This is a genomic window from Candidatus Dependentiae bacterium (assembly GCA_003511165.1).
Lineage (GTDB): Bacteria > Babelota > Babeliae > Babelales > UBA12411 > UBA12411.
In genome coordinates this window covers 102,317-126,948 of sequence record DOJW01000007.1, presented here as the reverse complement: position 1 = coordinate 126,948, position 24,632 = coordinate 102,317, and the positions used below count along the sequence as shown (strand labels likewise).

15 protein-coding genes and 1 tRNA gene are annotated in these 24,632 nt (G+C 31.7%); 7 read left to right on the top strand and 9 right to left on the bottom strand.

Annotation, left to right across the window (positions count from 1 at the left end; translation table 11 throughout):
- Nucleotide 1: 1 nt before the first annotated feature.
- The 8 genes from DEA20_03300 to DEA20_03265 form a co-directional block, all read right to left on the bottom strand.
- The gene (locus tag DEA20_03300; protein ID HBS48195.1) at nt 2-805 is read right to left on the bottom strand and encodes a hypothetical protein; all 804 of its coding nucleotides are present in this window, start codon (nt 803-805) and stop codon (nt 2-4) included.
- An 8-nt stretch (nt 806-813) separates the two neighbouring features.
- The gene (locus tag DEA20_03295) at nt 814-1,764 is read right to left on the bottom strand and encodes an oxidoreductase (GenBank protein ID HBS48194.1); all 951 of its coding nucleotides are present in this window, start codon (nt 1,762-1,764) and stop codon (nt 814-816) included.
- 26 nt (nt 1,765-1,790) lie between these two features.
- Complete coding sequence (locus DEA20_03290) at nt 1,791-2,648, bottom strand: acyl-[acyl-carrier-protein]--UDP-N-acetylglucosamine O-acyltransferase (protein ID HBS48193.1); 858 nt, start codon at nt 2,646-2,648, stop codon at nt 1,791-1,793.
- Nucleotides 2,649-2,688: 40 nt separating this feature from the next.
- A tRNA-Gln gene (locus tag DEA20_03285) sits at nt 2,689-2,763 on the bottom strand.
- Nucleotides 2,764-2,780: 17 nt separating this feature from the next.
- Entirely contained in the window at nt 2,781-3,041 is a 261-nt protein-coding gene (locus tag DEA20_03280) for a septation protein SpoVG (GenBank protein HBS48192.1), read from the bottom strand.
- Between the two features lie 133 nt (nt 3,042-3,174).
- Nucleotides 3,175-4,128, bottom strand: a complete 954-nt coding sequence (locus tag DEA20_03275) for a 16S rRNA (cytosine(1402)-N(4))-methyltransferase (protein HBS48191.1) — start codon at nt 4,126-4,128, stop codon at nt 3,175-3,177.
- An 88-nt stretch (nt 4,129-4,216) separates the two neighbouring features.
- A complete protein-coding gene (locus DEA20_03270; protein ID HBS48190.1) occupies nt 4,217-5,131 on the bottom strand; it encodes a hypothetical protein in 915 nt (304 codons plus the stop codon).
- A gap of 58 nt (nt 5,132-5,189) precedes the next feature.
- Complete coding sequence (locus DEA20_03265; GenBank protein HBS48189.1) at nt 5,190-6,638, bottom strand: chromosomal replication initiator protein DnaA; 1,449 nt, start codon at nt 6,636-6,638, stop codon at nt 5,190-5,192.
- A 113-nt stretch (nt 6,639-6,751) separates the two neighbouring features.
- Here DEA20_03265 and DEA20_03260 point away from each other — a divergent pair, with 113 nt between their 5' ends.
- From DEA20_03260 to DEA20_03230, 7 genes are all read left to right on the top strand, one after another.
- Entirely contained in the window at nt 6,752-7,432 is a 681-nt protein-coding gene (locus DEA20_03260; GenBank protein HBS48188.1) for a hypothetical protein, read from the top strand.
- Nucleotides 7,433-7,572: 140 nt separating this feature from the next.
- Complete coding sequence (locus DEA20_03255; GenBank protein ID HBS48187.1) at nt 7,573-8,280, top strand: hypothetical protein; 708 nt, start codon at nt 7,573-7,575, stop codon at nt 8,278-8,280.
- 117 nt (nt 8,281-8,397) lie between these two features.
- Nucleotides 8,398-8,622 (top strand): DUF378 domain-containing protein, encoded by a 225-nt coding sequence (locus DEA20_03250; GenBank protein ID HBS48186.1) that lies wholly within the window; start codon nt 8,398-8,400, stop codon nt 8,620-8,622.
- Nucleotides 8,623-8,776: 154 nt separating this feature from the next.
- Nucleotides 8,777-10,864, top strand: coding sequence for a hypothetical protein (locus DEA20_03245; GenBank protein HBS48185.1), 2,088 nt, complete (start codon nt 8,777-8,779; stop codon nt 10,862-10,864).
- 135 nt (nt 10,865-10,999) lie between these two features.
- Nucleotides 11,000-14,188 carry a hypothetical protein gene (locus tag DEA20_03240; protein ID HBS48184.1) on the top strand — a complete coding sequence of 1,063 codons (3,189 nt, stop codon included), beginning with the start codon at nt 11,000-11,002 and terminating at the stop codon, nt 14,186-14,188.
- Nucleotides 14,189-14,369: 181 nt separating this feature from the next.
- A complete protein-coding gene (locus DEA20_03235) occupies nt 14,370-17,198 on the top strand; it encodes a hypothetical protein (GenBank protein HBS48183.1) in 2,829 nt (942 codons plus the stop codon).
- A 218-nt stretch (nt 17,199-17,416) separates the two neighbouring features.
- Nucleotides 17,417-22,039: a hypothetical protein gene (locus tag DEA20_03230; protein HBS48182.1), complete on the top strand. Its 4,623-nt coding sequence runs from the start codon at nt 17,417-17,419 to the stop codon at nt 22,037-22,039.
- A 98-nt stretch (nt 22,040-22,137) separates the two neighbouring features.
- On the opposite strand, the gene DEA20_03225 is transcribed toward DEA20_03230, so the two are convergent.
- Nucleotides 22,138-24,033: a molecular chaperone DnaK gene (locus DEA20_03225; protein HBS48181.1), complete on the bottom strand. Its 1,896-nt coding sequence runs from the start codon at nt 24,031-24,033 to the stop codon at nt 22,138-22,140.
- Nucleotides 24,034-24,632 lie beyond the last annotated feature (599 nt).

The following is a 24,632-nucleotide window of genomic DNA, read 5'->3' as shown; positions in this document are numbered from 1 at the left end:
TTTAAATCGAAATTAATGGGATATTAAGTTCTTGAGCCTTTTTGATAAAAGTTTCTTTGTCAACGATGATTGTTTTTGACGATTGCCATGCGATAGCTGCAACCTGTCCTGGTAAAATATTTTCTAAAGATTTTGTCCCAAGCGTTGGTAAATCATATTTGTTATTTTGATTTTTGTGCGCAGATTTGCAAATAACAATATTTTCTTTGCCTTGCTCGATTCCCCTTTTTATACATTCATCAGTTCCTTCTATAGCTTCAACTGCGATGATCATTCCATCTTTCATAACAAGAGTTTGACCAATACCAATTTCTGCTATTTTTACGGCAAGCTGCATACCAAGATCGATATTTGTTTGTATGTAAGAATTTATTTCGCCGCAAATTAATCCGGGCTTAATAAAAAGACTGTCTAAAATTTCATTTTGATTTATAACTTCGATACCATTTGATTTTAGAGTTTCAAGGATTTTTTCCATGATTGCTTTGTCGTCTTTGTAAGCAAGCGATGCAAGCAGCTTTATAGCAAGCCAATCAAGTTTTACTTTTTTCAGTAAATTTCTTTTGTCGACTTTCCCTATCATAATGACATGAGTTGCATGTTTTTCTTTTAATAAATTAAGAATGGTAGAAGCTTGATAAAAATTTTGAATAATTATTTTAGATGGATCAGATATAATTTTTTGTAGTTCTATCAAATTATCTTCAGGAAAAAGAGAAATAACAAAAAAATCTTTGTTTTGTTTGATTAAATTTTTACATGCTTCGAGCGGTAAATTACCAGTTCCTGCAATAACTGCGATCATTTTGTTTCTCAACTATTTATTAAACATTTCTCAAGCTCGAGTGCGAGCTGAAGAGCTTTGATATCTTGAGCAGGATTAATACGTTTTGCGCCTGTTTTGACTGATTTAACAAAATGTTCAATTTCAAGTTTCAAAGGATTATCTTTGTAAACAAAAAGGCGTTCAATAATTCCTTCTTGTTTATATTTTAATTCTTTGCCTTTTTCATCCACATTTGAGCTGTCGGTAGCGCATTTATAAATATTGATATCCTGAGTTGTGAAATCTAACTGAATAAAAGCATCTTTTTGATGAATTGACATTGTACGCTTTTTTATCTGAGATATTCGACTGGATGTTAAATTTGCAAGTACACCATTTTCAAATTTGATTTGTACTACGGCTATGTCACCCATTTGTGTTGCAACTTTGGATCCTATGTTGTTAATTTCTTTTACTTCTGAACCAACCAAATTTAAAATTATATCAAGATCGTGAATCATTAAATCTAAAATTACGGAATCATCTTTAGGTCTTGCAGTGAAGGGTCCAATTCGATGAGATTCGATGAGATAGGGTTCACTAACAACTTTTTTTAGTTCTTGGACTGCTGCATTGAATCTTTCTACGTGTCCAATGTGCAGTGTTAATTTGTTTTTTTTAGCAATTTCAAAAAGCTCAATTGCTTCTTCGATGTTTTTTGTTAAAGGCTTTTCGATCAAAACGTGTTTGCCCTTTGAAAGGCAGTCTTTTGCTATTTCATAGTGAAATTTGGTAGGAGTTGCGATGATTACACCATCAACTTGTCCTAACCAATCGTTATAATTTTTTGTTTTTATAATTTTGGGATTTTTTACTTTTTCCCAATTTGATTCTGACGGGTCTGCGATTCCGATAATCTGTACCCCAATAATAGAGCTAGATGCGGAAAGATGAAATCCTCCCATGTGCCCCAATCCAATAATTCCAAGTTTAATCATTGCTGAAAAATCCCCCAAAAATAAAATTAGAAATAAAGATCATGTCCGTAAGATATTGAGCGCTTTGAAACCCCGCGCTTACTGTTTTTTATGAATTCAATAAATTCTAAAACAGTAGCATCACTGCCCCAAGATGCCTTATTTTCTTCTGCTTGTTTAATTATTTCATCTAATAAAATTTTGTCTTGATAAAAAAGTTTTGTGATATGTTTTAGGTTATCAATATTTTCTTGACTAAATCCTGCTCGCTTTAAACCAACTTTATTTAATCCTGAAAATTGTGTTGGTTGTCCTGTGAACATACAAAAAGGAGGTAAGTCCTGTCTTGTTGCACTAAAAGGAGTTACACAGCTAAATTTTCCAATTTTGCAAAATTGATGTGAAGCTGCATTTGACATCATAATGGCATTTCGCTCTATGTGCACATGACCAGCAAGGTTTACATTATTTATTAAGATTACATTATCTTCTAAAACAACATCATGAGCGCAGTGCGAATACGCCATTAAGTAACAATTGTTACCGATTATTGTTTTACCATCATTCTCAATTTTAGATGCATGTATTGAAACGAATTCTCGAATGTTACAATTTTCGCCTATTTCGATAGATCCTAGACTTTTTGGTGTGCCAACATCTTGTGCTGGAAAACCGATTGAAACATGAGAAAATAATTTTGTATTTTTACCGATTTTTACGTTTCCAACAATTGTACAATAAGGTCCAATTTTTACGCCATCTTGTAACTGAACATTTTTTCCTACGACAGATGTTGGATGAACAAATGTTTCTGTTGAATTAAAAAAAATATCTTCAAAGTCAAAATGACTTTGAAGATTAGGAATAAAACTTTTTAAATTAGTATTTGTGTCTTGGTTATTCAATTGGTGACCTTAAAAGAAAATGTGAAAATATTAAATACTTTGGCTGGGGCGGAAGGATTCGAACCTCCGAATGGCGGTACCAAAAACCGCTGCCTTACCACTTGGCCACGCCCCAGCGTAATTTTTAGGAATTTATCCTTGCTCTGCTACCTTTTTATATTCTTCTATTACCTTGTCTTCAATCATTTTTCGTGTTTCAGAATTTAATGGATGAACAATGTCTTTAAAAGAACCATCTTTTTTTCTTCTTGAAGGCATCGATACGAACAATCCTTTGTCGCTTTCAATGATTTTAAGATCTCTAATTATAAAACAGTTATCAAAAACCATTGTTGCGTATGCTTTTAGTCTACCTTCTTTAGCAGGGAATACTTTTATTTCTGTAATCTCCATTATAATATCTCCACAGAAGCAAATATTTGTCGGACTTATAACATTTACACTTACTAATTTCATCGATCAAAAGCTTAGTTTGATCTTGAATTGTTAACAATTTAAATATTAATGAATTTTTTGTCAATAACAGTTAAAAAATTATTTTTTGTGCAACTCTTAATTTAGCAGAACGAGAAGATCTATTTTGTTCTATTTCCTCATCCGATGCGGTTATTGGTTTTGGAGTTAAGTTTAATAATTTTGCGCTGTTTTCTTTTATAAAATTTTTCACAATTCGATCTTCAAGCGAGTGAAAACTAATGCAAGCCAATCTTCCTTCATTGTTTAAAAAGTGAAGCGTTGCAGGTAGGAATAACTCGATATTTTCAAGTTCTTTATTTACATAAATTCGAAGGGCTTGGAAAGTTTTTGTTGCAGGGTGGATTCTATAATTTTTTGAATTTATTGGAACAACTTTTTCTATTAAACTTGCAAGTTGCAATGTTGTATCGATTTCTTGATTTTGTCGTTCTTTGACTATAGTGCGCGCAATTTTTTTTGCATGAATTTCTTCACCAAATTCGAAAAGTATTTTAATTAAATCTCGCTCAGAGTAGCGGTTAACTACGAATTTAGCATTGTAATAATTGTGAGCTTTTGACATTCGCATATCAAGAGGAGAATCTTTTTGAAAAGACAGTCCATCGGTTTGATTTATCTGAAGTTGAGATGTTCCAAAGTCCGCTAAAATTCCATCAACAGATTTAATTTTTTCTTTTTTGAGGAGACGATAAAGGTGTGAAAAATTACCCCATATCATCTGAATACGATCTCCATAAATTTCTTTAAAAATAGGGCCGTTTTGTTCAATAGTTGAGAGATCCCAGTCTAAAGCTATGACGCGACATGTTTTTTCGGCTTCTAAAATAGCTTTAGTATGGCCTCCGCAGCCGAATGTTGCATCAACATAAATACCATTTGGTTTTATATTGAGATTTTCCAAAACTTCTTTTACCAAAACCGGAGTGTGGAGTAGTTTTGTTGAAGAATTGTCGAAATTAGACGTTTTTGAGCTTGTTTCTTTTAAATTTTCCATAAATTGCATAAAAACCTTAAATTTAATTATTTTTTTAGATTTTTATTATAGATGAATTATTTAAAAATGTTTAAATAAGCTTAAAAAAGCTAAAAAATTACTTATTTTTTACTGTAAATTCTATTGCTGGGTATCTAGAATCTTTTTCACTCGTTAAAATTCCATATTTTTTGGCGGTTAAAATTACGGTACCGCTATTGAGTTCGCTTAGATATCCAAGATTTATTTTATTTTCCGGTTTTAGTAGTTCATAGCTAGAATTTTCAGCTATTGTTTTTTCATTTTCTTCGAAGGCTGCAAGGTAGCCACGAACATTTTGACGAGAATAGCTGTTTTTAATGGTATCGACATCAACAAAAATGGTTTCTCCATTTTTTGCAAAAATAGGGCCGTTTCTATCAAATTCCCACATTGGTTGCCCTTCTTCTTGTTCATATGCAAATAGGTTTATGTAGAGGTTTGCGCCTGTTTTATTTGTTAAGTAAAAATCAAGTTCAGGGATTTGACCTTGTTGTAGCGGGTCGAATCTATAAGTGTTCAGAGTCTCAAGTCCATATTTTATGGTATATAAAACTACTTTTTCGCCTTTTAATCTACTCAATCTATCAAGGTCGGCTTTATTTTCATCGGCGGTGAGTTCGAAAATAGCATCTTCGGCTTTTGTTTTAGTATCAAATATTCCTAAATAACCGTATATATCGTCGTAATCTTCTTTACTTGGTATAAAACCTATTTTTATAGAAGTTGTTTTATTTGGTCCTACTTCTAATACTTGTGTTTTTCTCCATTCCCATCGTAAATTCGTAGATGGTTTTGCGTAATAAAAGCATGTAATAAACAAAGTTGAGGTATTTGTATTTTCTACTAAGAAATCTAATTTTCGTTTTTCTCGATCGACTTCTTTTTCTTTTTCGATCATTGCGGGTGGTTTTGGGTATTTATAGCAACTACTAAGCAATAAACATGTTAAAATTGACAAGAAAGATGTTAATACAATTTTAAAATTTTTCATTTTGTTCTCCTTTTAATTTTTTTATCGTATCAGATTTATCTTGGTTAATTGAATAAATTTATTTAAGAATTAAATTTTCGATAGCTTTCAGCTTTGTTGTAACATTTTGATCATTCTCTTTTAATCTTTCTATTTTGGTAATTGCATGAAGCACAGTTGTATGATCTTTTTTACCTAAATATTCACCAATAGACTGCAAAGAATAGAGTGTAAATTTTTTCATCATATAAAAAACGATTTGTCTGGCGAATGCTAATTTTTTATTTCTGCTTTTTGATTTCAAATCTGACACACTTAGTGTGTAGTATTTTGCTACGGCTTTTATTATTGTTTCCGCGGATACATTTTGTTTTTCTTCAATGTTATCTTCTTTTAAAATTTGTTTTGCAAGCTCAAGTGAAATTGCTTGAGTAGTCAATGAAGACATGGCGGACAGTCTTATTAAATAACCTTCTAGTTCGCGAATGCTAGATGCAGGTTTGGATGCTATAAATTTTGTAACTTCTTCATTTAGAACGACGGAGTGAAAAGCTGCCTTTTTATTTAAAATTGCCATTTTAGTTTCAAATGTTGGCATATAAATGTCCGCGATTAATCCACTTTGAAGCCGAGATTTGAGTCTGTCTTGAAGTCCTGAAATGTCTTTTGGTGCAGTATCGCTTGAAAAAACGACTTGTTTGTTGTGTTGCTGAAGGCTGTCAAAGATGTGGAAGAATGCCTCTTGTGTTTGTTCCTTTTTTGAAAAAAATTGAATGTCATCAAGCAGTAAAATATCTGCTTTTTGATATTTTTCTCTAAATAATCTGACCTGATCTGTTTTTATTGAATTTACAAATTCATAAATAAAGTTGTCCGATGTTTCATAGTAAACAAAACAGGAAGGATTTAATTTTTTTGCTTCATTACCGATCGCATGGAGTAAATGTGTTTTGCCAAGACCGGTGCCTCCGTAAATAAAAAGAGGATTATAAACTATTCCAGGTTTTTGCGAGACGGCAAGTGCTGCAGCATGAGCTAATGCATTATTGGGGCCGACTACAAATGAATCAAAAGTATGAATTTCATTTAATTTATTAAAATTCTTTTTTCTTTTGACAATTGAATTTTGTGGTTTGATTTGTAGAGCTGTTGACTTGTTTGTCTTTTCAAGTGATTGGTTTAAAATTTGTTTTATTTCTGATGAAGCTGCAAAAAGTTCGTCATTAGTATTTATTAAGATTTGTTTTTGTAGGTGTGATGCAGGTATAAGTTTTTTTTCATCTTTTTTGCAAGTTAAAAATAGGGTAAGGTTTTTAGCGCATAGAAGACGACTTAGATGCATTTTTATTAATTCAGAATAATGTTCTTCAATCCATTTTTGCACAAAGGGATTGGGCATAAGAAGAAATGCCGAATTTGTTTCTTTATTCCATTGTTCTAAAGTAACCGCCTTAAACCAAGTTTCTACAACTTGATTACCAGCTTCTTTTTCGATGATTTTTAAAAATTCATTCCAAACTAGTTGCACGTTTTAGCCTCTGTAGCATTTATTTTTAATTTTGCATAAATTTAAATCTAAATTTTGTTAATTAATAGAGTTATTTTTTAAGTGATAAAAAATTATATCAAAGAGGAGATTTTATGAGTATCAAAATCTTTATAAATATATTTTTGCTCTTATTAGGCTTGTTTTTTTTATCGGGGTGTGCGAAGCAGGAAAATAAAAAAAATAGTGCTGAAACTTCTTATAAAATGGCATTGCTTGCTCTTGATGAATATCCTCAAAACGAACAGGCTATAAAAACCGCTATTTCCTATCTTGATAGTGCAATTGCACAAGAAAATCGCGTTGATTTTATTGCATTAAAAGCATCTTTGTTTTTTAAATTAAGACAGTATGAGGAGGCAAAAAATATTTTTGAAAAACTTTTAAATAAAAATATGCAACCAAAGTTAAGGTGTGAGGTTTTAAATAATTATGCATGTTTACTTTCTCAAATTGGTGAGGGGGATAAGGGATTAGAAATTTGGAAGCATTTGGAAAATAATAAAGATTATTTTACTCCTGAAGTGGCATTGGTAAACGAGGGGCGATTTTTTATAATAAGCAAAGAATTTGTTAAAGCAAAGGAAGCTTTTTTAAAGGCTATTGAAATTGCACCGAATTATTTGGATGCACATTTTTATCTTGCTTATTTATCTAAAGAATTTTTGAAAAATTATGCTTTGGCGAAAAAAGAAGCGGATATTGTTTTATTTTTAGAGCCTAAACATTTAGGTGCTATTGATTTAAAAAAAAGATTAAATAAAAGGCAGGCTTAAAAACGGCATTTCTTAAGTCTTTTTAATCAATTAAAATTTAATATTGATTTCGAAACTAATTTTCTCTTAATATGAAATCATGAATAAGGGTTGGTGGGGCAATACTAAAATAAAATTTTTAAAATATAGAATTCTTTTTTATGAATAAGATTTTTAAATTTGTGGTCTTTTTTACCCTTGTTTTTTCCTCTAATATTTTTTCTTATGAAGGATTACTTAATCCTATCTTTGATAATTTATCTAATCGGTCTTTTGAATTGACGCAAAAAGGTTATGATAGTTTTGTTGTGAAAGTTAATGACATAGATGTTTTTGAAGAAGAAGTGATTTCAAATCCTCTTCCGGTAGTGGCAAAATTTTATTCCTCTGTTAGTAAAAATGATTTTGATTTTCAACAGTTGGCAGAGATCTTTCGTCATAAAGTGAAATTTGTTTCTATAGATATAAATGAGAACACAGATCTTTTGGAAAAATTGATTACCGATTTACTTGTTATTTCGCAGTCGGCGCCTAATTCTTTGGATAATTCTGTATTAATGAAAAATAACATTGTTGAATTTTTACAATTTTTGGCAACAATTAAAGATCAAAATAACGAAGTTTCTCCTTTCATACTATTTTTTAAGGGTGATTTGCTTATAATTCCTAAAAATTATGCATTTACCAATAAGAGCTTGCTTGAAGGAGAAATTGAAAAATTGGTAAGTATGAATACATTTTCCCATAAAGTTGATAAAAAAAGTGAATCGCGTAAAAAAAATGGTAGCAAAGAAATTTCTATATATTCTTGGTGGTCAAGTGTTAAAAATTGGGTTTCAAAAAAAGCTAAATCTTTAAAATTGTATTGATATTCTTGATTTTTTATTTTTGATTAATTTATGATCGAAAAGTTAAATTAACGACTGTTTAGCGTTAATTTTGTTTTAGTTTGTATGTCGAAGCTTCTAAATTAAAGGAGAGCTTTTATGATGAAGTGTTGTTCATGGCTTGCATATTTGTTGAGTGGAGTTGGTGCTATCAATTGGGGATTAAAGGCATTTTTCGGATTAGATATTGTTGAAAGCTTAGCTAAAGCTGTTCCATCAGTTCCTTATTTAGATAAAATTATTTACGGCCTTATAGCTGTAAGTGGAATTCTTACCATTTTGACTTTATTTGCAGGTTCTTGTCATTGCACCTCATGCAAGTAAACTAAATTCTATTTTATTACTAAAAATGGCTTGGATTTTTCCAGGCCTTTTTTAGTTTTAGGATTTTCCTTTTTTGCTAAACTTAAGTTTATATTTTATTCTTGAACAGATTGAAAATATCTTAGAGTTTGATGTATCTAATTAAAGGGTTTGAATGCTTAGTAATATTATTAAAAAATCTGCCATTGCAATTTTACTTTTTCCGATTTGTGTTAATGCCGGATCAAAAATGAATAGCGGTACTCAGATCAAAACGGTAAAAGATTTAGTAAAATTTTTCCCCAAAAAAGTAGCGACTATTAGAGCTGATAGGGAACATGCTTGCAATGTTATAAACCAAGAACTGAACGAAATTATCGAGATCCCCGCCAATCAAAGATCTTTTGAAAATACGGCCAGGGCTTTTGATAGAGTTTTTGATTATTATAGTGAGCGGATGAAGTTATTTTACGCTCTTTTACTTGTTAGTCCCAAAAAAGATGTTAGGGCCGAATGTCAAAAGAATGTAAATGAAATTCAAAAAATAGGGATAGATCTTTTTTATAGTAAAAATTTTTACAAGGCATTTAAAAAATATGTAGATGGTAATGCTAAATCTGAAAACTTAAATGAAAGTCAGAAATATTTTCTAGAAGAAAAGATGAAAGATTTTGTTTGTGCAGGGTTAGATTTATCTGATGAAAAGTTTGAAGAAGTCCAAAAGTTAAAAAAAGAGGTAATATCTTTAGTGCTTGAGTTTGAGACTAATGTTGCAGAGGATAAGAGTTTTATAGCGGTTGATAAAAGTGCTTTAGAGGGGCTTTCGGAAGATTTGATTTCTGGTTTAAAAATAGATAAAGATGGTAAATACATTTTACGTTGTGATGAACCAACACGTTTTGCAGTTAGAGAAAATTGTAAAGTTGAAGATACAAGGAAGCGATTTTATTTAGCTTTTGAAAATAGGGCTTATCCTAAGAATGTAGAAATTTTAGAAAAAATTATAAAAATTCGCGACGCTATTGCTAAGAAGATAGGTTTTAAAAGTTATGCGCATTTAGAGTTGAATTCTGCGATGGCAAAATCTCCGGAAAATGTAGATAAATTTCTTTTTGATTTGCGCGCAATTATTGAAGATAAGGCTAAAAAAGAAATTAAAAGCTGGATCTGTGATCTACCTGATGGTGTTTGTTTGACAAAGGATGGAAAAATAAAGCCTTGGGATGTGCATTATGTTATTAATGAGTATAAAAAGAAGCATTTTGATTTGGATGAAACCAAGTTGTCAGAATATTTCCCTCTTGAAAAAACAATAGATGGAATTTTTGCAATATACCAAAAGTTTTTAGGATTGAAATTTGAGATTGTACAACCTAAAGGGTTATGGGATAAAGAAGTTAAGGTAATTAAAGCATTTGATAGTGATAGTAATAAATTTAGAGGTTTTATTTTATTAGATTTGCATCCTCGCGAAGGTAAATTTTCTCATGCTTGTCATGGTGGTATAGTTCAATCTATTAAGTATATGGATGAAAAAGGTAATTCAGTCATAAGACCATCAGTTGCGATTATTATTGCGAATTACCCAAAATCAACAAAGGATAAACCTGCGCTTTTAAAACATGATGACGTAACATGTTTATTTCATGAGTTTGGGCATGCGATGCATTTTCTTCTTGGATCTACAGATTTAGCATCTTTTTCCAGTGAAGCAACAAAGATAGATTTTAGTGAGATGCCATCACAAATGTTTGAAGAGTGGATGTGGGATAAAGAGATGCTTAAAAAAGTTTCATCACATTATAAAACGGGTGAGCCATTGCCAGATGATCTTATTGATAAAAAAGTTAAATTGAAAAATTTTGATATGGGATTTTTTATAAACCGGCAGGCTATTTTGGCTTCGATTTCACTGAATATTTATGGTGAAGGTGCGGTGAAAGAAACTAGCAAGATAGTAGAAGATCTCTATGATAAATATTCAATTGGTATAGCATATGAACCACAAACTCATGACCAGGCATCTTTTGGGCATTTAGTTGGTTATGATTCTGCATATTATTGTTACATGTGGTCATTTGTTTATTCACTTGATCTGTTTGATTTTATTAAGAAACATGGTTTGCTCGATCAAAAGATGGGGCGAAAATTCGCAGATGAAATTTTGGCAAAAGGCGGAAGCGTAGATCCAAATATTTTGCTAGAGAATTTTTTAGGACGCAAACCAAATATGGACGCTTTGATAAAAGAGATAAACGCTTAATAAATTATTATAAATTATTATTAAACAAAAGAGCCCGTTTTTTAGCGGGCTCTTTTTGTTTGTTTGATTTTGATATGTTTTTTTCGATATAAATTAAAAATGATGATTTATAAAATTTAAGAAAAAGGGGTAAAAATGAAAAAATATGTTTTAAAAGTATTTATGATTTTGTTTTTGGTTGGGCTTACACAAAATTTATTTTCTGAAGATCTGGTAGAAATGTTAAGAAGGAATGCCCGTTTGGAAGAGGTTAAACAAAAAGTAGAGGCCGGAGTTGAATACGAAGAGTTAATAGGGGCAATACAAGAAGATAATTATTTTGGAAAAAGAATAGAAATATTTGAATATTTATTGAACCAAAAAAAACATGCTTTAAAAGATGAAGATTTAGATACTTTTTTGTTTTATGCTTATTGTAACCTTGCTCTTACTTCTCCTGATAAAGATTATGGAAAAGCAGCAGCTGCTTTGATATTAAAGCATGGATTTAAAAATGTAGCCAATAGAAACAAACTCTTGAAGCAACAATGTGGGGATGGTGGATCTGATTCAGCTAAATTATTAGCGCAAGTATACATAGAAGGTTTTACTGATAGAAAAACGTTAATAGATTCGATAAAAAGTTTAAATTCAGAAAGTGTAGATATAATATTTAATGAGTTTTTTCAAAAGAAAGATGAAAGCAAAACATTAGAAATGTTGAATGATTTAGATTTAATAAATCAGTTTAGACTTATTAGGCGGTTTGTTGAATTGAACAGAACACCAGAGGAAAAAGCTTTTGTAAAAAAAATTGTAGAAAGAACTGAATTTTTTAAAATTTTGATTAGAAAAAAAATGGACCCAAAAGATTTAAAGTTATTGAAAAATATAATTCTTTTAGAAAATGTTTTTCAAGAAAAAAATCTTAATTTATATGAAAATTTTAAAGAAATAGGACTCGATGAATTAAGTGATAAAATCATAGATGTTTATTTTATTAATAAACAAATATTAACAGATTCAATGAAAAGTTTAAATTCAGAAAGTGTAGATATAATATTCGGTGAGTTTTTTCAAAAGAAAGATGAAAGCAAAACATTAGAAATTTTGAATGATTTAGATTTAATAAATCAGTTTAGACTTATTAGGCGGTTTGTTGAATTGAGCAGAACACCAGAAGATAAAGCTTTTGTAAAAAAAATTGTAGAAAGAACTGAATTTTTTAAAATTTTGATTAGAAAAAAAATGGACCCAAAAGATTTAAAGTTATTGAAAAATATAATTCTTTTAGAAAATGTTTTTCAAGAAAAAAATCTTAATTTGTATGAAAAATTTAAAGGAATCGGGCTCGAAGAATTGGCTGATAAAATTAGGAAATGGTTAGAGGAGAGTGGTGTTGCAAAAACAGGTTTGCATATTAATCCTAAAATTTCTAAGAATGTGACGATTTTTATTAATCAAGATGATGATATTACAATAAAAGAGGTCATTTTTAATGGAATGTCTATTGCGCTATTGCAACAAGCAGCACCAATAATTGTAACAGCGCAGTTATTTAAAGTTTTCTTAAGAGAGCAAAAGAAAATATCTTTGTATTCAAAAATAGTTATTGATGAAGAATGGAAATATTTTAAAGAATCTACGGGTGATTTTTATTTGTTAGTTCCTCGTTTATTAATTAATAAAGTAAAAGATACATCAATCGAAGTATTGCTTGATCGTTTGGGATTTTCTAAAAAATTAATAGAAGTAGACTTTGTAAATTTAGAAAATGAGGTTAAAGCCGATCCGTCTTCTAAAGTTGATTTAAAAAAGCTGACTGATTTTTTTGAAGAAAAAACAGGGTTGTGGAATATTTATCTTAACGGACATGGCTTGAAGAATTATTCTATTGCTCACATGTCGTTAGCAGATTTTAAAAAATTTATACAGTTTTTATCTAAAAAATTACATGTAAATTTTTTGTATTATTCTACATGTTATGGAGGGGGTGAAAATTTGCTTACTCCTTTTAAAGATATTTCTACTAACTTTGTTATAGCAGAGCAAGCAACTACAGAAGCAAGTTCTCATGGTACATTATTAGAAGGCAGGGGGCCTTATAGATTATGTGAGCATAGTTTTTGTGTAGATGCCCTTAAGGTAATGACTACTCCATTAAGTTTTACACAGTTTTTCAATGCTTTAGAGAAATATTTACAAAAAATTCCTTTAGTTGATCAAGCAAACATTTTACCTAAGAATTTATCATATGATCCTTGGCGAATTATTTTGAATTATATAGTTCCAGTAAGCTATGGATCAGAAGCATCTGATACTTCTTTGATAAAGTTTCCAGGAACAGATTTTTTTAGAGCTTCTGAGCTTGGAAATAGTGTAAAAACTGTTACCGAAGTGACAAAACGAGCTTCTGAATTTGAAGGAAAAAATATAGAGGTTGACAGGGGGGTAAAAGCTTTGCTCTGGTACCCTGCGATTTGTAATGTAGACCTTATTTTGCATGGAAAGAATTCGGAATTTGTTTTTATGAATCCAGAAAAATCTCTTCATTATTTTAAAAATGTAAAAGCTGAAGAGTTAACAGTTGATGAATTTGGTAAAAATATATTATGGGGTAAGGATCTAAAGTCTGAAAAAATTATTGTTATTAAGGACTTATACTTAAAAGAGCAAAAAAAACTTAAAGATTGTATTTTTTTTGTTAATTCTTTGCATGAATCTTCTTATATGTTATCTGTTTATAAGATATCGGACGGTAACTATAGTTTTAATGAATTGGTTAGTGATTCAAAAAATGTGTCATGTAATTTGCTAGTGGATTTTAGAAATCTTGTAAAAAATTTACAGTTGAGTCATAAAGAAAAGTATAGAGAGTGGGTGCTAAATTTATTGGATACCTCTGTTTGGGATCAGCCTATCTTGACTAAAAATGAACAGTTGGTTGCACCGTGGCAAGAAGATCCTGTATTGTTAGTTTTATATGCAAAAAAGCAACTTTTGGGAGAATGCGCATTGACACCTATAGAAGAATATCATCTTGAAAAGTGGGAGAGTCAAGAATTTCGCGTTGGTAAATTAAAAGGAGCTTTGGAAAAAAAATTAAGAACGCCTCCATCAAGAGAAAAAGTGGAAGAACAAGAAAAAATTGCTCAAGAGTGGACTAAAAAGCGAGATGAAGCTAAAAAAATTCAACGACAAAAAGATATTGAAAAAGCAGCAAAAATTATAGAAGCGGAACGGTTACTAATGCAAAAACAAAAAGATCAAGAAAAAGCTGCTTTGGAAAAAGTGCGTCAACAGTTACAAAAGCCTCGAAAAATGTTTATTAAATCTGAAGAATAATAAATGGCTCCTGTTAAAGAAGGATGATTAGGGAAATTATTTCGTTAAAGTTTTGAAATTTATTTATATGTAAAAAGAGCCCGCTAAAAAGCGGGCTCTTTTGTTTGGTTGATTTTTAGATATTTTTTTCGATATAAATAAAAAATAGAGGTTTATTTTGTTTTGTAAAATAGAGGTAAAAATGAAGCAATATTTTTTGAAGTTGTTGATGACATTGTTTTTAGGGATATTTGTACAAAATATTACGGCCGAAACTTTAACGGAGATGGTTGGAAGAGGTGCTTCGCTTCAAGAAGTTGAACAAAAGGTAGAACAAGGTGTCAATATTCAAGATTTTCAAACGGCAATGGTGAAAGCTATTGATCCAAGGAAAATAGTTACATTTGAATATTTGCTTAATCAAAAAAAATATAATTTACAAGATGAATTCTTATGCGATTTGCTGCTTAGAGCATCTCTTTTAGAATATTTTGCTACGTTCTTTGCAAAATTAATACTAAATCATGGATTAGCTACGGAACTAACAGATGAGTTACTAATAAGATTATGGAGAGACAATATTAAGGCAGCGAAATTATTAACAGATGCGTTTATAGGAGTTTATTTTGAAACTGAACATAGCTCAAAATATTTTGTTAGTGAATTAAATGAAAAAGTTGCAGATATAGTATTTGGGGAGCTTTTTAAAGAGCGTAAAATAGGGAGAGTGATAAAAGTTTTGAAGCATTTATGTTTAATAAATCAGTTTAGACTTATTAGGCGGTTTGTTGAATTGAGCACAACTCCAGAAGAAAAAGATTTTGTAAAAAAAATTATAGAACAAACTGAGTTTTTTAGAGATTTGATTAGAAAAAATTTGCATCCAAAAGATTTAAAGTTATTGAGAAATATAGCTTTTTTAGAAAATGTTTTTAAAGAAAAAAATCTTAATTTGTATGAAAAATTTAAAGAAATAGGTCTTGAAGAATTGGCTGATAAAATTAGGAAATGGTTAGAATATATCGGTATTACAAAAACAGATTTGTATATTAATCCTAAAATTTCTAAGAATGTAACGATTTTTATTAATCAAGATGATGATATTACAATAAATGAGGCTATTTTTAATGTGATGTCTATTGCGTTAGTACAACAAGCAGCACCGATAATTGTAACTGCGCAGTTATTTAAAGTTTTCTTAAACGAGCAACAAGATAAATTTTCACATTATCCCAAAATTGTTATTGATGAAGAATGGCAATATTTTAAAGAACCAACAGGAGATTTTTATTTGTTAGTTCCTCGTTTATTGATTAATAAAGTAAAAGATATATCAAAAGAAGTATTACTTGATCGTTTGGGATTTTCTAAAAATTTAATAAAAGTAGCTTATTCAGATTTGGAAGAAGAAGCACACCTCATAAAGGTGGCGCATTTTGATTTGAAAAGACTGACTGTTTTTTTTGCAGTAAATTCAGGTAGATGGAATATATATCTTATTGGACATGGCACCTATGAAGATTTAATAGCGGGTATGTCTATAGAAGATTTTAAAAATTTTATACAGTTTTTATCTAAAAATATTTATGTAAACTTTTTGTATTATGCTACATGCTTTGGCGGTGGTAAAAATTTGATTATTCCTTACAAATATATCTCTACTAATTTTGTTATAGCAGAGCAAGCAACAACAGCAGCACAGTCTCATAGTGCATCATTAGCATGGTCTCGTGGTGGATTATTCGAACAAAAAGGTTTTTTCCCTTTATGTGAACATAGGTTTTGTGGGGGGTATTTTTTTAGAATGACTTCTTTATTAAGCTTTTCGCGATTTTTTAACTCATTAGAGCAATATTTGCAAAATATTCCTTTGGTTGAAATAGGTGAATTGTTGCCTATTGAATTATCATATGATCCCTGGCGTATTATTTTGAATTATATAAACCCGGTTTATTTCCGTAACGAACGATCTGATACTGCTTTGATAAAGTTTCCAGGAGCAGATTTTTTTAGAGCTTCCGAACTTGGAAAAAGTGTAAAAACAGTTACAGAGGTATTAAAAAGGGCTTTTGAATTTGAAGGAAGAAATATCGAAATTGATCAAGATGTAAAAGCTTTGCTTTGGTATCCTGCGATTTGTAATGTAGATCTTATTTTGCATGGAAAGGATTCGAAATTTGTTTTTATGAATCCAGAAAAATCTCTTCATTGTTTTAAAAATGTAAAAGCTGAAGAATTAACAGTTGATGAGTTTGGTGAAAATATATTATGGGGTGAGGATCTAAAGTCTGAAAAAATTATTGTTATCAAAGAGCTGCATTTGAAAGATGGAAAGGTGCTTCGAGATTGTATTTTTGCGGTTTCTTTTTTACCATTTCATACTTCTTACTTTATATTTGCTTATAAAGGTTCTGATGGAATTTATTATCTAGGGGACAAAATTGTTGGAGTTGCGGAAAAGATCTGGTTACCAGATAGTTGGCTTAGAACGTTTAGGTATATTTTAAAAAATACACAATTAAGTTTAGAAGAAAAATACAGAAAATGGGCATCAGATTTACTGTATACTTTTTTTTGGAGTCAGCCTATTTTGACCAAAAATGCACAGTTGGTTGCTCCATGGCAGGAAAATCCAAAAAAAATGGCTGCTTATGCTAAAAGACAGCTTTTGGGAGAATCTGTTTTAACAGATGAAGAAAAATTTTTAATAGAAGATCTGGTGGCGCAAGAGTCTAGAGTTGGTAAATTAAAAGAATCTTTGAATAAAAAATTGGCTAGTCCACCATCAAGAGAGAAAATAGAAGAACAAGAAAAAATTTCTCAAGAATGGATTAAAAAAAGAGACGAAGCTAAAAAAATTCAACGACAAAAAGATATTGAAAAAGCAGCAAAAATTATAGAAGCGGAACGGTTACTAATGCAAAAACAAAAAGATCAAGAAAAAGCTGCTTTGGAAAAAGTGCGTCCACAGTTACAAAAGCCTCGAAAAATGTTTATTAAACCTGAAGAATACCCAGTTAAAGAAGGATGATTAGGGAAATTATTTTGTTAAAGTTTTGAAATTTATTTAACCAAACAAAGAGCCCGCTAAGAAAGCGGGCTCTTTGTTTGGTTGATTTTTAGATATTTTTTTCGATATAAATTAAAAATGGAGTTTTTGTTGAAGATTAATAACTATAATTGTTAGAATTCCGGCATAAAGCTTTTTTGATTAAAGGTAAATAGAACGTTTTTAAAAAGGAAAAATTCATGATGTTACATAAAAAACTTAAGATGTTATGGATATTAATATTACACTTTGTGGCTTCAGGTATGGTGAAAGCTGTTTTGGATCCTATAGCACTTAAACATAGGGCTGAAGTCGAAGGTGTTGGGTATAAAGTAGCTAATCTCGAACAACTTAGAAGTTTATTTGAAAATAAAAATTTCGATGGTTTTACTATTTTGGTGCCCGCGTTTGAATCGATCAATAGCGATTTAGTTAAAGAATTTTTATCTCAGCATAATCTTAAAATAGATTTGGCGTGGCAGGAATTGATTAGAGATTCAGAAATATTTGCGAATCAGGCAGCTTGTGATCAATGTTTTAGCACAAAAAAATATCCATCTCGTTTTTTTGAAAAACTTGCAGAATTACGTGCAAAAATAGAAAGAGTTTTTGATGTTGCTACTACTGATACCATACAAACATTAAATTATTTCCCTCAGATGAAGAAAATAAAGGAATTTGGCAAAAGTCATGGTACAAAGCTCATGGTACGCAGTACGGGTAAGGAAGATACAGATAAAATTGCTAATGCTGGGGGAAATGAGAGTGTTGCGAACGTTTCTCCAAATGAAAAAACGATTTTGGCTGCTATGAAAATAGTTGTTTTATCATATTTTAGCGAAAAATCACTTATTCAACGGCTTGGCGCAGGAGATCAGGCGATTTTCAAAGAACCTCCATTTATTCCGGTATTACTGCAGATAATGGTCGGAGAAAAAATTGGTAAATCTATACCATCTTGTGGTGTGATGTTTACCGAAGATCCTGAAAGTAGTTTTTCTCGAGGTAAACAACCAACAACAGGAATTACTATTATTCAATCATCATTTGGACATAACGAAGGCGTTGTAAATAGTATAGTATCTGTTGATACATTTTATACTGACAGTAACAATCACATTGTACCTGTTATGCGGCCTAAATATTTCAGATTAGTGCCAGAAGATGAAGGTAAATTGCAAACCAAAGATAATCCAGAAGAAATAATCAAAGAATCGTCACTTTCTGTAGAAGCTATAAAAGCTCTAAAGGCAATATCGGAAAGATTGGAAAACTATTACCAAAAACCTATGGATGTAGAGTTTGTGGTGGATCATGAAACAAAAACAATTTTTCTTGTTCAAGCTCGCCCAATAACCTATGCAGCCTTACTTGTACAATCATGTTATTTGGTGGATATTGATAAAATACCCGACAGTAAAAAAATAACTGGAAATTGCATTGGGTCTGCGGGAGGTCAACTTCGGATTATAAGATCAGCGCGAAATTGTATTATATCTAAAACGCTGCCGGCGGCACTTGAGCAATATCAATCTTCAGATAATGCTAAAGATATAGAATGTATACTTGTTGGTGCCATGGCTCCAGCAACATCACACGAAGCTACTACTTTTCGGGGCGAATCCAAGCCGGTACTTTTTGTTAAAGATTTATCAATATTGGAACAATGGATTGAAAAAGAAAAATCATTTGTGGTTGACTTGCAACAAGAAATTGTAATACAAGAAGATGGAGTCGAAGGATTGCAGCAGTTAATCGATCAAGGAAAAGCTCATGCAGGATGGATAAGCTACCCAATGCCCAGATTAATGAGTGTTGGTAGTTTTGCTTTACAAGATACTTCCTCTAAGCCATGGGATGCCGTTATAAGCATAGAGCTTCACAAGAAATTGGCCGATAAAAAGACGCAGGAACTTGTCTATAATATTAAAACCTTACCTCGTGATGAAGCTCTTAATTCATTATTTGAACTAATGTTTATGATAGACAAGACTGTTACCAAGGCTGGGAAAAAGGTGATTTTAAATCAAGCCCTTGATGCAGAAATCGAACAGTTCGGTGCATGGGTATACACTATAGCTAATAGCATCAAATCGCTAATTGGCTACCAACCAGGATCATTAGGGTATATTCTCCGTCTTTTTTCAATTAGACAACTTGAAACGCTAATCTATCAACAACCAGGAAACGATATTATTGACGGTTTTTCTCTTGTAACTTTGGCAAAAACACTACAGCAGGAGGCTTCAAGTCAAAAGCTATTGTTGCAAAAACAAAAAATTGGTTTTCCTCCACGGCGCCCAGCAAGTAAGATAATTGTTTTACAAGCAGTTCAGTATATAAAATTAAAAGAATTTGCACTTACTAATGAACTACAACAAGAATGGTTGAATTTTGTTTCCAAGTTGACAACCATTAAAGATGTAAATTTACAAAAAAACTTTAACGTTATGTTTGCTCATTTGGGAAGACTTAATATTTTACCGCTTTGGCAAAACACGTTGTTTGCGCAAACATACAAAGATAAATCGGGCAATGCTGAAGATGTTGCTACAACTCTCAGTGACCAATATAGCGAGGTGAAAATATTTATTGATCAACTTAATAAAATTAGCAAAAAACTTGAGAGTATTAATCTCAATGCATTAGATAATCCATCAAAGTTTGAAAAAACATGGAACAGTTTTATAAATGATATAGTTAAATATTTTAAATCAGAAGATTTTTTGACTGGTTTTAATAGCTCTAACCAACTTGGTAAAATGATAGCTTTGCATACCATGGAGCAATTGGTAAGTAAATTTGATGGAGCTATAAAAACTGTTGAAGGTAGTGCCAATTATAAAATTGTTACATCCAAAGATAGTCCTGAATATGAAAAACACAGTGATAAAATTTTTACATTCAAAAAAATGCTTGAAAGATACAGGGATTTGTTGATTTTGTGGACTAAATCATTACAAGTTTCAGAGTTATTTGGGGAAAATGAAATAAGTGTGCAACGTTATCGTTTAAACCGTTTTGATGCATGCGTAACAATTGATTCAAACAATCTTAAATCTTCACGCGGATTTGATGTAGGTTCGGTGGCTCTGGGAAGTGGTGGTTTGCGTGGAATACAACCAACAACTCTAGAAGATTTTTTTACGCTTATTCATCAATCTCTTTTAAATATCGTAAGTGGATGGCACAAAAAAATTGGTGGTGAAAAAATTGACCTGCCTAATTGGATACAAAAATTGAAAGACTTTATTACGATAAATAAATTTTATTTGGGAATGCGAGATGCATTACTAGTAGGCGTACAATTTGATCCTCCTATAGTAAGTTTTTCATATAATATTTCACTTGGTAACCATAGTGCGCGAATTATACTAACTTACAATAAAAAAACAAACAGCGGTTTTCTTGAGATTGTTATGATCGGAGACCAGGGTAGTTTGTTGCGTTGGAATGTTATTAGAGATTTTGTTTTAGTGATGGGAAGCTTTTTGCAAACAGGGACTACGGTTTCTTTGAGTGAAAAAAATGTTAGTGGTAAAATTGTGTTGGGAGAAAAATCTAATATTTCACTTATTATGTATTTCTTAGATAAAGTAATTGATCTTGCGGAAATTTCATTAGAAGCATTACCAACTGTAGGGTCATTCTTAACATCATTACCTAAAGATCAGCAAATAGCTTTTGCATATAAAATATTAAAGCTTTCTTTTGAAAAACCAGAATTAATTAGAGTACTTTCCGAAATGCATACTGCTGCAATGAAAATATTAATTGAAAACAAACAGGATATTTCTCTTTTTGTTAATAAGGCTGTTCAATTTGCCAAAATAGGTAACCCGCAAAAACAAGCAATTGCGTTAAGTCTTTTATCAGCGATAGTTCAAGAACTGCCATACTACCAGCAGGCTTTTGAAGCTTTGAACGCAGTTTTGCTAACAAAAAATCCTGTAGTTCAAGAAGAAATTGTTCGATTATGTGCAGCTCTTCTGGGGAAAAAACAAATTTATCCTCAAATAATAACTGTCATCGCTAATAATCTGCATTCTGTTGTAGCAAGGAATTTTTTACAAGAAATCCCTCTTGATGTATTAGATCTTTCGCCAATTATTCCAGCTGCAATAACTCTGATGCAAGATAATTCAAAAGGTGAAAAGATTTTACTAATGTTTTATTCGCTTTTAGACAAGGGTAAAGGCTTCCCAGAGTCAATAAAAGTTGCTTGTGGGGCCTTAAAATCAAGCAATGATTTAAGCAAGAGTCGTGCTGTGGAGCTTTTTAATAAACTGTTTGAATATGGAAAGGGTTTTGACGAAGCAGAAAAAGTTCTTAATGAAACACTTTTACCCTCAAATGAGGAATGCGGTGAGCCATTTAATGTAAAAACAAAATTTTTCATTAATCTTGTTGAGCATGAAAAAAGCTTTTCCAAGGCTGTGGAATATGCAGCTTTAGAATTTATATATAAACTATCAAGAGGTAATGCTATGAAGATTTTTTCTAAGTTATTTGGAAAGGGTAAAGGTTTTACTCAAGCAGCAAATGCTGCTGTAGAGGTGTTTAAATTAGATCCGTGGAATAATTCAGGGCAAGATCAGTACGATGCTTTAGGTCTTTTTGAAAAAATATTTGACTATGGGTACGGATTTGAACAAGCGCAAGCTGTAATAAGAGAAATTCAAGAACCAACACCTGAATTCTATAGAATCGCACAAGAACTTCAAGAATACTTACCGCAATTGCAAGAACTTATAGCCAAAAAACAGGCGGATCTTGCGGCGCGAAGCGTGGCATTATCTATAGCAAGTACTGTGCCAGAATAAAAGTCGTTGATAATCTTGTATAAGATAGATATTTTTTAACAAAAAAAGAGTCCGTTTTTTAGCGGACTCTTTTTTATTTGTAAGTTATGTGTAGAGTTTTATTTGTCTACAACTTCTGCATCGATTGTGTCATCTTTTTTATCTTTGTTTTCATCAGAAGGTGTTGCTCCTGGTTGTTCTTGTTTCTTTTGTGCTTCTTGATAAAGAATTTGAGAAATTGCTTGAGAAGCTTGAAGTAGATCATCAGTTGCCTTTTGAAGAGCTTCGCCGTCATTTTCTTTTTCTTTCATGACAACTTTTGCATCTTCGATAGCTTTTTCTACTTTATCTACTTCTGCGATTGGAAGTTTCTCTTTGTTTTCTTTGATCAATTTTTCCATTTGATTGATTACATTGTCCAAATGGTTGCGCTTTTCAAGAACTTCTTTTTTCTTTTTATCTTCTTCTTCGTGAAGTTTTGCTTCTTTTACAAGTTTGTCGACATCTTCTTTTGAAAGACCGCTTGCATTAGAGATTGTGATAGATTGTTCTTTGCCTGTTCCTTGATCTTTTGCAGAAACGTGCAATATTCCGTTTGCATCAATGTCGAATGTAACTTCGATTTTTGGTAAGCCGCGAGGTGCTGGTGGAATTCCGTCTAATCGAAATTGACCAAGCGTTTTGTTATCTCTTGCAAATTCACGTTCACCTTGAACAATGTGAATATCTACTGCAGATTGATTGTCTTCTGCTGTCGAGAATATCTGATTACGTTTAGTTGGTATGGTTGTGTTACGCTCGATAACTTTTGTAGCAACACCACCAAGAGTTTCGATGCTAAGAGAGAGTGGTGTAACATCTAATAGAAGCAAGTCTGTTACATCTCCTGCTAAAACTCCACCTTGGATAGCTGCGCCCATTGCAACTACTTCATCAGGGTTTACGCTTCTGTTTGGTTCTTTACCAAAAAAGTCTTTGACCATTTGTTGAATTTTGGGAATACGCGTTGAACCACCGACTAGAATAACTTCATCAATTTGTGATGTAGAGACAGCGGCATCAGCGATAGCCTTTTTGCATGGTTCGAAAAGCTTGTTGAAAATATCATTGCAAAGGCTTTCGAATTTAGATCTAGAAAGTTTTAAAACAAAATGCTTTGGTCCTGTCGCGTCTGCTGTGATGTATGGAAGATTTATTTCTGTTTCAAGAGTAGAAGAAAGTTCGATCTTTGCTTTTTCTGCAGCTTCTTTGAGCCTTTGAAGAGCCATTTTGTCATTTTGAAGATTGATTCCGCTTTCTTTTTTGAACTCGCCGATCATGTATTCGATTAATTTGTTATCAATGTTATCGCCACCTAGCATAGTATCGCCGTTTGTAGATTTAACTTCAACAACTCCGTCGCCAACTTCTAGAACGGAAATATCAAATGTACCGCCACCGAAGTCGAATACTGCGATTGTTTCATTTTTCTTTTTATCAAGTCCATAAGCAAGTGCGGCTGCTGTTGGCTCATTTATAATTCTTTTAACCTCTAATCCTGCAATTTGGCCTGCGTCTTTTGTAGCTTGTCTTTGTGCATCATTGAAATAAGCAGGAACGGTGATAACAGCGGCGGTTACTTTTTCGCCAAGGAAATCTTCGGCTGCTTGTTTGAGTTTTTGCAAAATAGCGGCGGAAATTTCTTGTGGTGAAAATTCTTTGTCTTTTATTTTGACAACTACGTCACCATTGCTAGATGCAGCTATTTTATAAGGAATATGTTTTTCTTCATCTTTGACTTCGGCGTACTTTTTGCCGATAAATCTTTTTACGGAGAAAATTGTGTTTTCAGCATTTGTTACAGCTTGACGTTTTGCCACTGAGCCGACGAGTCTGGAGCCATCATTTGTGAATGCGACAATAGAAGGAGTTGTGTTGTTTCCTTCTTGATTTGGAATAACTTTTGGTGATCCACCCTCCATAACAGAGACAACAGAGTTGGTGGTACCAAGATCGATCCCTATAATTTTTGCCATTTTTACCTCTTTTTTATATCTAAATTATTATAATTTTAACATAAGAAATCTTAGTGATTGGATGAAGATTTGTCAAGTGGGTTTTTTTATTTTATGTAATTTGCGTATAATTGCCGCTGAGTGATGGATTCGCAGGGGGCGGTTTAGCGCAGATTTTAATTTTTTATGAGTCCAACACACTAAGACTTTGACGCTTTTTGGAAATTTAATATTAGCTACCATTTAGTCTTATAAAAGTGAAATTCTATGTCGTATAATACTTTTGTAGAAGATTTGAGCGATTGGGTCGGAAAACAGGTGCTAAATTTAAAATTTTTAGCTTCGATTTTTATTATGTTAACCCCCACCGTGGCGGATTGAGAGGGCACTCCGTCTTCCGCCTTTTGTCGTTTCTTTGGGGGCTTTTGGGTTAGGAAATGGGGCTAGGGGGAAGGGCTTTGGGGGTATTTTTTATGGGACAAAATGCGTCGACTCCGTGCCTCTAAGATTTATATTAAGATTTATATAAGGAATATGCATATATATGTACACATATACTTATGTATGTAATGCATTATGCAATACGTAAGTAATTAAAATGAATTAATAATAATATATTG